This window comes from Curtobacterium sp. MCBD17_008 (genome assembly GCF_003234475.1).
In the GTDB taxonomy this organism is placed as follows: Bacteria; Actinomycetota; Actinomycetes; order Actinomycetales; family Microbacteriaceae; genus Curtobacterium.
Genome location: NZ_QKTK01000004.1, coordinates 40,739 through 55,721 on the forward strand (window position 1 = coordinate 40,739; position 14,983 = coordinate 55,721).

Consider the following 14,983-nt stretch of genomic DNA (forward strand, 5'->3'; position numbering starts at 1 on the left):
GCCGCTACCGTCGAGGAGTCAAGAGGAGGCCGCATGGGTGACGACGGACAGCAGACGCGGGGCCGGCGATCGCCGACCGTCGACGAACTGGCGACCTGGCGCGACTACGTCGAGACGTCGGAAGCGGTCCGCCGTGCGCTCGCCGCGGCGCTCCAGTCCGCGTCCGGGATCTCCGACGGCGACTACCGCGTGATGCTCGCGCTGAGCGAGGCGCCGGAGCGCACACGCCGCTCCGCGGAGCTCGCCGACGAGGTCGGGTGGGAACGCAGCCGGCTCTCCCACCACCTCCGGCGGATGGAGGAACGCGGCCTCGTCACCCGCGACCGGGTCGGACCGGACGCCCGCGGCACGGCCGTGACCTTGAGCGCCGAGGGCGTCCGGCTCTACCGGAGCTCCTCGGCCGCCCACCTCCGCGCGGTCCGACAGGTCTTCGTCGACGCCTTCACGCCCGAGGAGCTCGCCGCGGTCCGCGTCGTGTCCGGGGCCCTCCGCCGCCACCAGGCCGCGGGCCTCCCGGACCGAGGCCGGGCCGACCGGACCTGACCCGTCCGGTCACACTCGCCGCGGGTCAGGCGTCGCGACGCCCGGTGCGGAGGCCCGGGAACTGCTCGTCGCGCCACTCCCCCTCGAGCTGCGGGCCGCCGAACGCCTCCTGTTCGCGGGCGCGCAGTTCGACGCGGCGGATCTTGCCCGACACGGTCTTCGGCAGCGCACCGAACTCCACGCGTCGGACGCGCTGCCAGGCCGGCATCGCGGAGCGGGCGTGCGCCAGGATGTCCCGCGCGGTCTCGGCGGTGGGCTCCCACCCGGACGCGAGCGTGACGTACGCCTTCACCACGGTCAGGCGCTCCTCGTGCGGCGCCGGGACGACCGCGGACTCGGCGACCGCGGGGTGCTGGAGCAGCGCGCTCTCCACCTCGAACGGCGAGACCTTGTAGTCCGAGGACTTGAACACGTCGTCGGTGCGGCCGACGAAGGTCAGCGAACCGTCCTCGTGCCGGGTGGCGACGTCGCCGGTGTGGAAGAAGCCGTCGCGGAGCGCGTCGTCGGTCCGCTCGGGCGCTCCGAGGTACCCGGCCATGAGGTTCACCGGTGTCGTCGTCAGGTCGAGGCAGACCTCGCCCTCGCTGGCGCCGGGTTCGCCGGTCACCGGGTCGAGGAGCGTGATCGCGACCCCCGGCAGCCCGTGGCCCATCGCCCCGGGCCGCACGGTGTCGCCCGGGGCGTTGCCGACGATCGCGGTGGTCTCGGTCTGGCCGTAGCCGTCGCGGATCGTGCGGCCCCAGGACTCCTCGACCAGCCGGATGACCTCGGGGTTGAGGGGCTCGCCGGCCGAGACGACCTCGCGGAGGGCGGTCGGCCGGCTGCCGAGGTCGGCCTGGATGAGCAGGCGCCACACGGTCGGCGGGGCGCAGAAGGACGTGACCCGGGCCCGCTCGAGCTGGTGCAGCAGGCCCACCGGGTCGAAGCGCTCCTGGTTGTACACGAACACCGTGGCCTCGGCGATCCACGGCGCGAAGAAGCAGCTCCACGCGTGCTTGCCCCATCCCGGCGAACTGATCGCCAGGTGGACGTCGCCGGGCTCGAGCCCGATCCAGTACATGGTCGTCAGGTGCCCCACGGGGTAGGACGTCTGCGTGTGCACGACCATCTTCGGCTTGTCCGTGGTCCCGGAGGTGAAGTACACCAGGCACGGGTCCGTGGCCGCCGTCACCACCTCGGGCTTCCACTCCCCCGCGGGTGCGGGTTCGCCGAGGTCGCTCGGGTACGTCGTCCAGCCGTCCACGGTGCCGCCGACCACGATGCGGGTGAAGTCCCCCGTCAGGCCCGCGTACTTCGGCGTCTCGCGCAGCGTGGTGACGACGTGCGCGACCTGGCCGCGGTCGATGCGGTCCTGCAGGTCCGCGGCGCCGAGCATCGTCGACGTCGGGAGGATCACGGCGCCGGTCTTCATGACGGCGAGCATCGACTCCCAGAGCTCGAGCTGGTTGTCGAGCATGAGCAGCACGTGGTCGCCCTTCGCGACGCCGAGGTCGTGGAACCGGGCCGCGAGCCGGTCGGAACGCGCGGACATCTCCGCGTAGGTGGTGTGCGACTCGCGCCCGTCCTCCTCGACGATGACCAGGGCGTCCCGGTCGTTGCCCGCCGCGATGACGTCGAACCAGTCGATCGCCCAGTTGAACGTGGCACCGACGTCCGGCCACCGGAACGTCTCGCGCGCCGCAGCGCTGTCGGTGCGGGCGGCGATGAGGGCGTCTCGGGCGGCGCGGAGGGCGGCGGCGGGTTCGGTGCGCATGTACCGACCTTGCCCCATCGAGGTGGGTCCGCGCACGGCCGACGCCCAACTACCACAGCATGGAGAAGCGATCAACCCCTCGCGGGGATGATTCCCGGTCCGTAACGTGCTCTTGGAGGCACCGAACGTGTGCTGCTCGCTTCCGATGCGGGGCCGCCCGGGCCAGCACGACACCATGAGCGAGAGGATCGGACCGACGATGACACTGATCGACGAACGGCCCGGCCTGACGGGCACCGCCCCTCGCAGCACCGTCCGCATCGAGGCCATGGGGCATGCACCCGACGCAGCGGTCCTCGACCTCAGCGGGTTCTACGCCGGGCGGCAGTGGTCCGCCCGAGCGACCGAGCAGCCCTTCCGCTACCGCTACACCGCGGTCGGCGACGCCGACCTGACGCTCCGACGGGCGCAGGTCTCCGGGTTCCTCCGCGGAGCCATCCCGGCGTCCGACGAGTACATCGTCCAGTGGCTCACCGCGGGGCAGGGCGTCCCCGACGTCCTGCAGGACCGCGTGCCGATGACCGGTGACGTGCCGATGCTCTTCCCGACCTGTCGGGACTTCGTGTTCGAGTACCAGGACTACGACCAGCGCGTCGTGCACCTGTCCCGACGGGTCGTGCACGAGGTCGCTGACGAGCAGTTCCACACCGGGCAGGTCGCGGACCTCGGCCTCGACCACCTGCGCACCCTCGACCCGGCCGCCGTGGCGCAGTGGAAGAACAGCCTGGCGCTGCTCTCCCGCGAGCTGCGGACGGGCGGCGTCGACTCCCTCCTCTGGCACACCCTCGTCCGCGGGACCGCAGGTGCGTTCCTCCGGATGTACCCGCCGACCGTGACCGCGTTGCCGCCGGCCGTGCTCCTGCCCCGACGCGCACGCCTCCGCGCCGCCGTCGAGTACGTCCACGAGCACGTCGCCGAGCCGATGAGCGTCTCGGACGTCGCCGGTGCCGCCGGGCTCAGCGTCCGAGCGACCCAGGAGGCGTTCCAGCGCCACCTGGGGCTGACGCCCATGCAGTACCTGCTGCAGGTGCGCCTCGAGCAGGTCCGCCGCGAGCTGCTGCAGGCCGATCCGACCACCGCGGCCGTGCAGACGATCGCCCGACGGTGGGGGTTTGCGCACCTCGGTCGCTTCTCCGCCGCGTACCGGAACGCCTACGGCGAGTACCCGCGGAACACGCTGCGCCGCTGACGTCGGTCCGGACGGGCCGCGGTCAGTCGAAGTCGTAGTCCTCCGGGCGGACGTCCGGGTCCTCGTGGACCGGGCGCACCGGCCCGGCGATGTCCGCCAACCGGTGCACGTGCTCCACGAACGCGGAGTCGTCGACGTCGACACCCCGTCCGTCGTCGGGTGCCGGGCTCAGGGTGATCTGGCTCGACGGACCGATCAGCAGGGTCTCGACGACCGGCAGTCCCTGCTCGTCGACCGTCGGGACGTCCAGGGTGTCGGTCTTCCGGTTCGCCCCGAGCACCGCCGCGTAGTGGATGACGGCGTCGGCTGCGTCGTCGCTCGTCCGGATCGCCCGACCTGCGTACTGGATGTCCTTCATCCGCCCAGTCAACGCGCGACGCGCGCGGCGGGGCTCAGGTCCTCCACGAGACGCAACCGCCCGGCCGACGCGGCATCCGCTCGGATGGAACAGACGGAGCCGTCCCTCTGTTGCACCGGGTACTGTCGCAGCCAGCGTCACGAACCACGGAGGTACCGATGACCACCACCGAGACCGCGATCCTCGCCGGCGGGTGTTTCTGGGGAGCGCAGCAGCTCCTCCGCCGCCGACCGGGAGTCATCAGCACCCGCGTCGGCTACTCGGGCGGCGACGTCCCGAACGCCACCTACCGCAACCACGGCACGCACGCCGAAGCGGTCGAGATCGTCTTCGACCCGTCGGTGATCTCCTACCGCGAGCTCCTCGAGTTCTTCTTCCAGATCCACGACCCGTCGACGAAGAACCGCCAGGGCAACGACGTCGGCATGAGCTACCGCTCCGCCGTCTTCTTCACCTCGGACGAGCAGCGCGACGTCGCCCGCGACACCATCGCCGACGTCGACGCCTCCGGTCTGTGGCCGGGCAAGGTCGTCACCGAGGTCACCCCCGCCGGCCCCTTCTGGGAGGCCGAGGAGGAGCACCAGGACTACCTCGAGAAGATCCCGAACGGGTACACGTGCCACTTCGTGCGCCCGGGCTGGGTCCTGCCGAAGCGCAGCGAGGCGGCCGCCACGGCCTGACCGGTCGCGCCGTCACAGCCCACGGACGGGAGGCCCGGTACCAGCTGGTACCGGGCCTCCCGTCCGTCGTCGGGTCGTCGCCGTCGGCCCGGCGACCAGGCGCGTCAGCGCTGGGCCTCGCCGCCGGTGTCCTCCGCGACGTCGTGCTCACGCTGGAGCGACTTCGGGAGTCCCATCACGAGGCGCCACCGGTTGCCCTCGGGGTCCCGCTCGTAGGAGAAGTCGTCCATCAGGAGCTCGATCATCGCGATCCCGCGGCCGGACTCGGCCATCTCCTCGGGGTCCGGCATCTCCGTGCGGAACCGCACCTGCACCTCGGCGCCGCTGTCGCTGAGCACCGCCTCGAGCGTGGTCGACGTCCGCCGCAGCGTCAGCTGGCACACCAGCCGTTCGTTCCCCTCGGCGTGCTCGATGACGTTCCCGGCGAGTTCGAGCAGCGCGGTCTCGAACCGCATCCGCTCACCCGCGCCGAGGTCGGCGTTGCGGTGCCAGAGGTCGTCCACCGAGTCGTGCACCTCGTCCACGTCGTTCGGCGGCACGACGAGCAGCACGGTGCGCTCCCATGCCGGGCCGGAGATCGCCGAACCGTCAGCCGTGCCGTCAGTCACCATGCGCACATCCTCACATCTCGACGGCCGTCTGGGGCAGTGGGATCGCAGCACGACCACCGCTCGCTCGGCACCGGGGTGCGCTCAGGGGTGCCGATGCGGATCGTGGCCGGCGAGTGCCGCTCGCGTCCGAGCACGGAGGTCCCTGACGAAGGTGCGGTCGTCGGGCTCGAGCAGGTCCTCGGGGGCGGGCATCACCATGAGGGGCACGGCGGGAGCCAGGAGCATCTGAGCCGTGACGGGCGTCCCGCTCACGTCGAACGCGGGAGCGGCGACGACATCGGTGAGGCCGGCCTGGTTGAGCGCCGCCGCGTACTCGAGGAGGACGACCGCAGCGGCGTCACCGGTCATCACGGACCAGAACCCGTACAGGACGTACTTCATGGCGACGATCCTGTTCAGCCAGGTGTTCGCCCGGTCCGCGACGCGGACCGGTGGCTGACTCGGTCCGATGGTATGCGCCGCGACGTGCACGGGCTCGGTGCTTCCAGCTGCCCGGCGTCGTCCTCCGTCTCGGGGCTCGTTCCGCCGGCGGGAGGCCGTCAGCCGCCGTGTGCGCTGGTCACCACCGCGTGGAGGACGAGCGCACCGCCGAACGCCGCGAACCAGAACCCGCCGACGACGATGCCCGCGATCGCCAGCCCGCGGCCGCGCTCACCCGTCCGGCCGATCTGGACGAGCGCGATGACCGACACAACCAGTCCCACGACGTTGGCGACGAAGGCCAGCACGAACCCGACGACGGACAGGGTGTTGAGGCGGTCGGTGGGGTTCAGGGCTGTGGCGTGCTGTTCGACGGTGGGCATGGTGTCTCCTCCAGGGTGTGGTCGGACGACGTCCTGCGTGGTCCGTGTCATCAGCGTGCGCTCGCGGAGCGGACGGTTCGACGACCGTGCGGATGATGCCCGTCCTCCGTGAGCATGATCGTTCAGCCGCGGTACCACCCGGTCGGTGCGGTCGGCGTCGTCTCCGGAAGTCGACGCCGCTCCGCAGTTGCACGGACGCGCCCTGTGGGCGGCGTCCGCACCATGAGGCCGCGGTTCCGGTGGGACGGCAGCGTGCCGCCGGTGTTGATCGAAGCGACTGCGCCGACGACGTGCACGGCGCCGGCACCGACGAGCTCGTCCCCGTCCCAGGCGCCGAACACCCGCGCGTCCGGGTCGTCGAACACCCCGCGGAGCATCGGCGTGAGGTCCGGGTCGGTCATGCCGAACGCCTCGCGGATGATCCGTGCCCACGCCGGCGTCTCCCGCGCCGTCAGCTCCCGCACGTCGAGGTCCGTCTCGCCGGGGACGAACTCGTCGACCGGGCACGCGAACTTGGCCCACGCCGAGGTCCACGTCAGACCGCGCTCCGTGCAGACGGCGCCCCAGTCGTCCGGGACCACCTGGGGCGCGACGGCGATGAGCGCGGACTCCCGACCGGACTCCCGGAAGAAGGCGATCACGTCGTCCACGACGGAGCGGTCGAGCGGGACGTCGAACCCGAGGCCGAGGCTCTTGCTTCAGTACCCGGACGGATCATCGGCCATCGCCGCAGCCATCCCGCCACCGAACCTCGCGGTCCGGATGCCGAGCACCTCGCGGTCCGCAGCCGCTGCTCCGGCGAGGAAGCGGCGGAAGTACTCGCCCTCCGCTTGCTCGATCGACTGCACGTCGGCGATGGGGAGCGTTCGAAGTGACATGCGGGGCCTTCCGATCGGGAGCCTCCTGGTCGCGGCTCGGTGGTCGAGCTTGACGACGCCATCGCCGTCGGGACCTCCGTGCTCCCACCGGGATCCCGTCGTGGAGTCAACGAACCTGCAGCAGAACCGAGCACGGCCCAGGACGGGTGTGCTGGACGGAGATCGCGGCTCTGGGACGACCGGTCGTCCGCATTCGCCGAGCACGGCCGGTCACGCAACTGCCGGAGCCGCTGAGCTCCGATGTGACCGTCGACCATGTCGGGCAGCTTCCTGGAGCCCCCCTCTGGGTGGCGGCAGTGTGTGAGACGCGGGACGGCCACGAGGATGGACCGGACCACGCGAGCGCGTCGGTCGGAGAGGACATCGTGTCGGACGACAGCAGCAATGCCGGACTGCAGGCGATGATCGACCGAGCCGGGCGGATCACCGCCGAAGAGGCAGAGTCGCTCGACGTCGCATGGAAAGCCGACGAGGCCATCCTGCTGCCGGAACCGAGTGCTTCCCTCGCGATCCAGGGAGGCGCTGACGGGCGGATGGTCACGAACGCCGACCTCGTGGCCGCTTGGCAGCACGCGCTCGATGCCGCCGGCGCTGCGGGACGCGTCGCGGAGATCGAGGCCGCGCAGGAGGCCGGACGCGCGGTGCGGCACTCGGATGCGCGTCGACGCGACCGGGCGGGGGCAGAGGAAGCAGTCCGATCCGCGGTGCTCGCGAGCGGGGTGCGCGACCTCGTGTCCGACGACGAGTACGCCACGCTGACGGCCGCCTGGCGGAAGGTGCTCGGGGAGGTCTGACCCGTCGGCTGCTCGCTCTCCCCCAGAGGCCCTGACCACATGGTGTCGAGCCGGTGACCTCAGGAGCGGGCGACGCCGCGGAATCCGGGCTGGCCGTCCGTTGCCGCCGGCAGCGGCGTCCCCTCGACGTAGCGCGGCTACGCGAGTACGCGGGCGCCGTTCGATCGACGCGCGTGGAGCAGGTCGTCGCGGCCCGCGACCGTCACCGCCCTGTCCCGGGACGTCACACGCAGTCCGCTGGGGTCGACATTCGCCAGGGCGCCCCTCCAAGCAAGAAAACCCCGCATGAGCGGGGGTTTTCTGTGGCGGTACCGGTGGGATTTGAACCCATTGCCGTTGATCTGAGGGGGCGCGCCCGAGCATTCGATCGTTGTTATCACGGGCTTGTTGCGCACAGGTCGAGCCAGGTGAAGCCGTCCCCGGCCAGGTGTTGGTGCACCAAAATGCACCGCGGTCGCGGCCTCAATGTGCAGACCTAGTCCTGCGTAGCCGCTAGATCGCCTCTCAGGTCGCTCGCTCGCACACCGGGCTCGAGACCAGTCTGCGGACAGAGAGGATCTCTGCGCGATTCGGCGGGGACCTGCTGCGGAGGCTGGTGCCGTCGACCGGAGGGGAGGGGCTAGTCGATGGGTCTTTGTCAGCTTGAGAATAAGCCCTCGACGTCCACAGTACTCGTTCGTCTAGGCCGCGAGTGCGACCTGTGGGTTGATGATGGTCTCGTACTCGATCAGGGTCAACTTCCCCAGACCTCGCTGGCGCCGTTTCCGGTGGTAGGTGGCCTCGATGCAGGTGATGATCGCCAGTCGGAGCTCTTCCCGGGTCGCCCATCGTTTCCGGTTCAAGACGTTCTTCTGCAGGAGCGCGAAGAACGATTCCATCGCAGCGTTGTCCGCGCATGCACCGACTCGCCCCATCGACCCGAGCAGCCCGGCGTCGCCGAGCGCGCGCATGAACTTCTTCGACCGGAACTGACTCCCCCGATCCGAGTGCACGACCGTCCCGATCGGGTTCCGGCGCTGCACCGCCATCTGCAGAGCCGCGACGGCAAGCGAGGATCGCATGCGGTCACTGATTGAGTAGCCGACAATGCGCCGCGAGCAGGCGTCCTCGATTGCGCAGAGGTAGAGCTTGCCCTCGCCTGTCGGGTGCTCGGTCATGTCCGTCAGCCACAGCCGGTCCAGGTCTGGCGCCGTGAACGCTCGCCGGACCCGGTCGTCGTGCACCGGAGGACCGGCCTTGCGGTTCAGGCCACGCTTCTTACGTGCAGCGACCAGAGCCGCTGCTGGGAGCACAGCCGCCATACTCGGCGTTCCGAGACTCGTGGCCGGCCGCATGCAGGTCGTCGGCGATGAACCGGTACCCGAACGTCGGGTCGTCGCGGTGCGCATCGATCGCCGCGTTGGTCAGATGCGCATCCGCCCAGTCGCGGTCGGTCACCGGACTGGCGCGCCACCGATAGAACGCCTGCTTTGAAAACCCCAGCACCCGTCAGGCCACCGCGACCGGGATCCGGTCTGCGGCGAGTTCGAGGACCAGCGGGTAGATCATTTTGGGAGTTGCGACTGAGCGAAGTACGCCGCTGCCCGGCGGATCATCTCGTTCTCCTGCTCGAGCAGCCGAATTCGTTTCTGCGCTTACCGCAGCTCCGCCTGCTCCACCGCCTTCATCGACGGCGAGGCACTATCACCGATGCCGTCTTCACGATCCGCGAGCCGCAACCAGCGGGCTGAACAGGACTCGGACACACCGAAGTCGTTCGCGACCTGCCACACTGACGTCTCACCCTTCCGGGCGACCGCGATCACGTTGCGGCGGAACTCTTCCGGATACGCCTTCACCATGGCGCACATCCATCCAGCAGGAACCAACGCCCCTACCTCTCAGGAGTCAACCAAACCGACAGCAGTCCCATCTGAAGAGTGATCTTTGCTGAATAAGCGTTAAGCCCGTCGTGGAACTACCCCACCTGATCGGGCTTTCTCGAATGCGACCCCTGTATGGGGGTCTAGTCTCAGTGAAGCTTGCCCCTACTCTGCGAGAGCTGACAGCGACCCGTGCTGTCGCCTGACCTAGGGGGTCTCGTGCGCTCGTTGCTGCACAGTCCACGCAGAAGGAAGCACAGCATCGCTGTAGCAACCCTCAGCGCTCTCGCACTACTTGGCTCGCTCCTGGTGGCAACACCGGCGCAAGCCCTCAATGACACTGGCACTGGTGGCATGTTTGTGCCGTCGACCGGCCGCATACTCGACACCTTCAAGGGGACCGGCGGGTTCAGCACGCCGATGGAGGCGGGCAAGTACCGCACGATCAAGGTGGCGGGTCTCGCTGGCTTGCCCGATGACGGCTCGGTCGGCGCTGTCTCGCTGAACGTGACCGTGGGCTCCGCGCCGGGTAACGGCACGCTCTTCGGCCGTCCCGACACGGACAGCAACCGAACCACGATGGTGATCTACAACGGCAACCCGGGTGAGTACACGTCTAACAGCGCCACGGTCGCTGTTGGAGCGGACGGCACGATCCAGGTCATGACGGAGACCTCCGCACGGCTCATCTTGGACGTCCAGGGCTACTACACCGCGAACAGCGACGGCACCGCTGCCGGTGGATTCGTTCCCGTCGCCAAGCGCATTGTCGACACTCGCTCCGGCACGGGAGCGGCGAAGGCCGCAATCGCTCCGGGGAAGAGCATCGACGTGCAGATCACCGGCGCCAACGGTATTCCGGCAGGAGCGTCCGGCGTCGTGGTCAACCTCATCGCAGCGAACGCCACCGACGCTGACGGCTACCTCACCCCGTACGCGACCGGCGGCACGAAGCCCGCGAACTCACTGCACTACGCCCCATCAGCGAACACATCGATCCAGGCGCAGGTGCCACTGTCCGCGGCCGGGAAGATCACGATCGCGAACTCGTCGACGACCACGAACCTGCTGGTCGACCTGCAGGGGTACTTCACCGCCGCTGGCAAGGGTGGCGCGGTCTTTACTCCGGCCTACGGACGTGCGTATGACTCGCGTGCCTCGGGCAATACCGTGCTGGGCGAGCAGGAGACCAGGTCGATCCAAATCGCTGGGGCCGCCGGTGTCCCGGTTATGGGTTCCGGGATCACGGCCGTCGTGCTAACTCTGATCGTCGCGCACGGCGGTGGGGACGGATACGCCGATGTCTGGGCTGACGGCACCTCCAAGCCCAACACCACGGCGATCAACTTCAACACCAACGAGATTCAGACCAACACGATCACGGTCCCGCTCGGCGCGAACGGGAAGATCTCCCTCCGCAATGCCGCAAAGGCAACCAACTACGTCGTCGACGTACAGGGGTGGTACTCCAACCCGGCGGCTCCCAAGATAAACTGCCCCACGCCAGCAGGTACCTGGCTACTTAGCCGGCCGGCCGAAGGCGTCACCTGTACGGCGCAATTCCCGCCTGCTTCCGCCTCCGGGATCACGGGGTCAATCACCCTCGACGGTAACTTCTATGAGGACGTAGCACTGTCCGCAAGCGCCCCCGTCGAGCGTGCTATATCGATGCCGCTCGGTGGCAACCACCACCTGAGTGCCGCATTCGAAACCAGCGGAGCCGTTCATTCCACCGAGTTTGCGTTCGGCTTTGGGGATTGGACAACGGCGACGCTGTCGCCCGTGCCAGCTGCCGGGTCTGTAGTTCGCCCCGACTTCATCCTGGGCGTAAGTGCCGAAAATGACGGCATCCCCGATGCCGCCGTTGCCGAGTACACCATTGCCACAGATTCAGCGTTCACCAATATCGTGTGGAGTAGCCCTGCAGCTTCGGGCGCCGTCGAGGTGCCGATCGACGCGGTAGTCGACAAGACAAAGTACTGGTGGCGGGCGATTATCCGAGCACCTCGAGGCAACAGCGGTCCTCAGATTGAGCGTTCAGTTTTTGGTGAAATCACCGTTGACTCCGAGTCAGAAACCGACAACGGAGAGACTGCCGATTGGTTCGACGACACAACTGATGCCGCTCCGATCGACGACCCCAACTCGCCCGAAAACTCGAACATCTATATCTCACCTAACGACGCCACCGAAGGCCCCAGCACATCTACGTCACGCGCGGCCAGCGCCGGTACGTACATCACGCCGGCAGCCTGGCGCCCCTGCGGCTACAAGGACAAAGACAAGCTAGTATCCGAGTACACGCGTGTGAAGGCAACCTCTGGTTCTCACAAGATGAGCGGTTCCGTGGCTGACTTGCGGTGTGGAGATTCGACCTACGGCTACGTCCACATCCTTGAAGGAAAGATGCCAGCCTGGAACGGTCTTACTTTCGGGACAGTCAGCAATTGGCGCGATATCGCGCACTGGGCAACTACATGGGTGCTGCAGGATCCCGACCACAAGGTGTTTGTTCCAAAAAACCCCGCGAAGAAGTACAAGACAGACCGTTGGTGCTACGATCGAGACGTCTTCCTCAAGGACAAAAGAACAGGCAAAACGGTCAAAACGAAAAAGATCAAGGTAATCATGGGTGAAACCGGCGTTCGCATCATTACGAGCTACCCGACGGACAAGAGATGCGATTCAAAGTCTGCGAGCTAGCATGCGGCGAATAGGTCTGCAAGCTGAGCACCTAGAGCTACCGGTTCGAGAGCTTCCCGCAAACAGCGGCATACCCTTGCAAAATCTCCCTATTTCCACGTCGTTGCGCCAGCGCATAGAGGACTGGGACGGCTCCTTCCAGTCAGAGGAAATTGCCAATGATTTTGTCCGAGCTGGCCGCTTCATCGCCCGAGATATGCAACGCGAGTTGGGTGCAGGCTGGGTCGTAGTATATCTCGATAACAGGGACGTGACGCCGCTCGAGGTGCAACCTTCAGCGGACGATTTCTATTGGTCAAGTGATTCCTAGCTCGCCTATCATTCGCTCAATTTATTAGATGGCACTCAGAGGGCGCGATCCGTGTAGGGTCGCGCTCTCTGCTTAATGCAGGGTCGTCTCGGTCTGGCCGGTTACTGATTGAAATCGGTCCCGCAGCGACGTGCGCGTCACCTCTTATAAAAGAAGTAACGCCGGTCGTGATCGGTCTGCGTATCACCCGCCGCAGGGCGTCCTGACCTCCGGCTAACGCGGCCGCCATTGCCTTCCAGGCTGTAGGCACATGAACGCACCCCTCGCCAGCGCAGTGGCGTGTTTGCTGCTGACAGTCCGAACCCCAGCACCGCGGGGCCTCTGGCGGCCTTCCTCTTCGTAACCGTGGCAATCTTCGGCACGATTACAGAGGTCCTTCTCGACTAGAGCTGAGAAACCCGTTCCCGAGAGCGGGACGAGCTCGCTCGGAAGCAGATGGCGGGTCAGGCGATCAACGCGCCGACACCAGGCCGCCAGGCGTTGGCGGATCCAGGCCAAATGCTCCATCTAAGGCATATGCGACTTGTCTAAGGCACGTCGTACTGACGAGGCGCCGACCTGCAGAGTGGTGGCGCTGCCGCGGCCAAGCCTGCGCGCATGCGGTCAGAGATGATGCGCCCGTTCATAGACATGATCGTTCGGCTTCGCAACGACGAGGTGTGATGTGGTTGTCGTCGCGCGAGCTTGACCGAACACCACCAGACGAGCCCGACCCGCATCCGCGCTACGCCTCGTGGGAGGACGTCACGATCGGATTCGCCGGCCCGGGGCGTTAAAGACGGCCGCCCTGGGAGGTTTCCAGCCGTAGTACGCATCGCGCAGACCGTGCGCGATGCGTACGACACCGCGCACTGAGCGTTCGGGCGCGAGCACCCACCCACAACGCCGCCGCCCGTCTCGCGAACCCGACTCAGCGCGAGCACACAGGATGCGTCAGCAGTCCCTGTTCGACCAGGAACGTCGCGACCGGGAGCCCGCAGCGCGCGCACGCGCGTTCGCCCGGTCCCGGCCCCCTGGAGATCGACGGCACCGGCGGCATCCCTGAGAGCAGTCGCCGAGAGCTGCCCGTGAATGCGCCAGGGCCGCGCCGGTAGTCGGCGCTCGACGTCGTACTCCCGCTGCCGCCGGCAAGTCTCGCCTCGCGCTCCGACGCCCGCCGCGTGACCTCCGAGCGCTGCCCTGGTGTCAGTGGCTCGCGAACGCTGCCCCTCGTGAACCAAAAGTGCTTCACGCCAAAGCGCTTCTGCTCATGCCGCGACACCAGGCTCGGCCGCCGCATCGCGTTCAGCATGGCGATGACAGCCGCTCGTAGGGGTCCTCCTGGCGCGTCTGGCGTGACGCCCCCTACGGCGTCGCCGAACCGCGTGAGCAGGTCCGCGAGCAGATCGGTCGAGCGGACGTGCTCGTCCTTCGCGATCGGCCGGATCACCTCCGACCAGAGAAACCAGCGCCAGCGTTCGCCCGAGACCCGCACACCGACCGGGTCTTCGCCGGCAAGCCACGTCGGCCACTCCCCCAGCGCGGCCATCGCGGCAGCCCGCTCGCTGCTCGCCAACCACGCCTCGTGATCGCGCTCCCGCGCCCCCACGATCTGGTCTCGCAACGCCTGTCGAGCGGCCTCGTCGGCGGCCCGCCTGGCGGAGGCCGCTGCCTCACGGGCCAGGTGCGCGACGGTGGTGTCCCTGAGTTCGACGAGCTCCCGCGTGAACATCCCGTCTTCGAGGAGTCGCCACTGCGTCAGCGGCACGACGCGAAGCTGACCCTCCTCCTGCGCCAGGATCGTCGCCCGCCCGCTCGACCACGCCGTGCTCGTTGCGTACGCGACCTCCTCCGTGAGCGGATTGATCCAAAGCACCGGTGCCCCTGACGCCGCGATCTCCCGCTGGGTGGCGTTGAGGTGCATGACCCCACCACGCCACCGCGACTGCTCGCCGGTGTGGCCGAAGAGCCACACGTCGACGATGTCGTCCCGCCGGTAGGACTCATGCCGTTCCCGCCACGCCTCAACGCTGAGTGCGGAGTACTGCACTTCGAGCGCGAACTGCGCGCCATCGGGCAATCTCACCATGACGTCAGCGATCCGCTCGCGGGCATCGTTCGACGGGTGTTCCTCGATCGCGGTGGCTCCGGGCATCGCCCATCGCGCCCACCGGGCCAGGAGCCCCTTCGCGAGCACATGGTGCATCCGCTCGGCACCGTGATCGACACCCTTCGCCAGATGCCGGTACCCATCCCGCCGACCCGCCCTGCTCCGGTCGACCGTGGTGAGCTCCGGCGATGGGCAGCCCGGCACCGGACACATCAGCTCGCTCTTCGTCGGTGCCCGTCGAGCCTCGGCTGCACCCTCGGGAAGTAGCACGAGCCCACGTGCGCCGTCACGCCGCGCGGCATAGATGAACCGCCGCTCGCCTTCGTGCACGAACGTGGCATGGTGCTGCGCGTCTTCGTCCGACATCCCCACTCGCGCATCGTAGATCTAGGCGCTGACGATGTCGCCGG

At 68.1% G+C, this 14,983-nt stretch carries 13 protein-coding genes and 1 pseudogene; 5 read left to right on the plus strand and 9 right to left on the minus strand.

Annotated elements, in window-relative coordinates:
• The first annotated feature begins 33 nt into the window (after nucleotides 1-33).
• Entirely contained in the window at nucleotides 34-543 is a 510-nt protein-coding gene (locus DEI95_RS05370; protein ID WP_110825638.1) for a MarR family winged helix-turn-helix transcriptional regulator, read from the plus strand.
• A gap of 25 nt (nucleotides 544-568) precedes the next feature.
• Here DEI95_RS05370 and DEI95_RS05375 read toward each other — a convergent pair whose 3' ends face one another.
• Complete coding sequence (locus DEI95_RS05375; protein ID WP_111059621.1) at nucleotides 569-2,296, minus strand: AMP-binding protein; 1,728 nt, start codon at nucleotides 2,294-2,296, stop codon at nucleotides 569-571.
• A gap of 199 nt (nucleotides 2,297-2,495) precedes the next feature.
• Between DEI95_RS05375 and DEI95_RS05380 the strand changes: the two genes are divergently transcribed.
• Nucleotides 2,496-3,485, plus strand: coding sequence for a helix-turn-helix transcriptional regulator (locus DEI95_RS05380; RefSeq protein ID WP_181436203.1), 990 nt, complete (start codon nucleotides 2,496-2,498; stop codon nucleotides 3,483-3,485).
• A 22-nt stretch (nucleotides 3,486-3,507) separates the two neighbouring features.
• On the opposite strand, the gene DEI95_RS05385 is transcribed toward DEI95_RS05380, so the two are convergent.
• On the minus strand, nucleotides 3,508-3,843 hold the full coding sequence (locus tag DEI95_RS05385) for a hypothetical protein (RefSeq protein ID WP_110825641.1): 336 nt from the start codon (nucleotides 3,841-3,843) through the stop codon (nucleotides 3,508-3,510).
• 158 nt (nucleotides 3,844-4,001) lie between these two features.
• Here DEI95_RS05385 and msrA point away from each other — a divergent pair, with 158 nt between their 5' ends.
• Nucleotides 4,002-4,523: a peptide-methionine (S)-S-oxide reductase MsrA gene (gene msrA / locus DEI95_RS05390; protein WP_111059623.1), complete on the plus strand. Its 522-nt coding sequence runs from the start codon at nucleotides 4,002-4,004 to the stop codon at nucleotides 4,521-4,523.
• Nucleotides 4,524-4,627: 104 nt separating this feature from the next.
• On the opposite strand, the gene DEI95_RS05395 is transcribed toward msrA, so the two are convergent.
• The 5 genes from DEI95_RS05395 to DEI95_RS05415 all read right to left on the minus strand — a co-directional run bounded on the left by DEI95_RS05395 (nucleotide 4,628) and on the right by DEI95_RS05415 (nucleotide 6,815).
• A complete protein-coding gene (locus DEI95_RS05395; RefSeq protein WP_111059624.1) occupies nucleotides 4,628-5,134 on the minus strand; it encodes an ATP-binding protein in 507 nt (168 codons plus the stop codon).
• 81 nt (nucleotides 5,135-5,215) lie between these two features.
• A complete protein-coding gene (locus tag DEI95_RS05400) occupies nucleotides 5,216-5,515 on the minus strand; it encodes a hypothetical protein (RefSeq protein WP_146243601.1) in 300 nt (99 codons plus the stop codon).
• A 158-nt stretch (nucleotides 5,516-5,673) separates the two neighbouring features.
• Nucleotides 5,674-5,937, minus strand: a complete 264-nt coding sequence (locus tag DEI95_RS05405) for a DUF4190 domain-containing protein (protein ID WP_220036624.1) — start codon at nucleotides 5,935-5,937, stop codon at nucleotides 5,674-5,676.
• 122 nt (nucleotides 5,938-6,059) lie between these two features.
• Entirely contained in the window at nucleotides 6,060-6,587 is a 528-nt protein-coding gene (locus DEI95_RS05410) for a GNAT family N-acetyltransferase (RefSeq protein WP_111059627.1), read from the minus strand.
• A gap of 48 nt (nucleotides 6,588-6,635) precedes the next feature.
• A complete protein-coding gene (locus DEI95_RS05415) occupies nucleotides 6,636-6,815 on the minus strand; it encodes a hypothetical protein (protein ID WP_111059628.1) in 180 nt (59 codons plus the stop codon).
• 365 nt (nucleotides 6,816-7,180) lie between these two features.
• On the opposite strand from DEI95_RS05415, the gene DEI95_RS05420 reads away from it, so the two are divergent.
• Entirely contained in the window at nucleotides 7,181-7,609 is a 429-nt protein-coding gene (locus DEI95_RS05420) for a hypothetical protein (protein ID WP_146243602.1), read from the plus strand.
• 680 nt (nucleotides 7,610-8,289) lie between these two features.
• On the opposite strand, the pseudogene DEI95_RS05425 reads toward DEI95_RS05420, so the two are convergent.
• A pseudogene (locus tag DEI95_RS05425) lies at nucleotides 8,290-9,450 on the minus strand (IS3 family transposase).
• Between the two features lie 240 nt (nucleotides 9,451-9,690).
• Here DEI95_RS05425 and DEI95_RS05430 point away from each other — a divergent pair.
• A complete protein-coding gene (locus tag DEI95_RS05430; protein WP_146243603.1) occupies nucleotides 9,691-12,174 on the plus strand; it encodes a hypothetical protein in 2,484 nt (827 codons plus the stop codon).
• Nucleotides 12,175-13,394: 1,220 nt separating this feature from the next.
• Here the strand turns inward: DEI95_RS05430 and DEI95_RS05435 are convergent.
• Nucleotides 13,395-14,945, minus strand: a complete 1,551-nt coding sequence (locus DEI95_RS05435) for a hypothetical protein (protein ID WP_111059631.1) — start codon at nucleotides 14,943-14,945, stop codon at nucleotides 13,395-13,397.
• Nucleotides 14,946-14,983 lie beyond the last annotated feature (38 nt).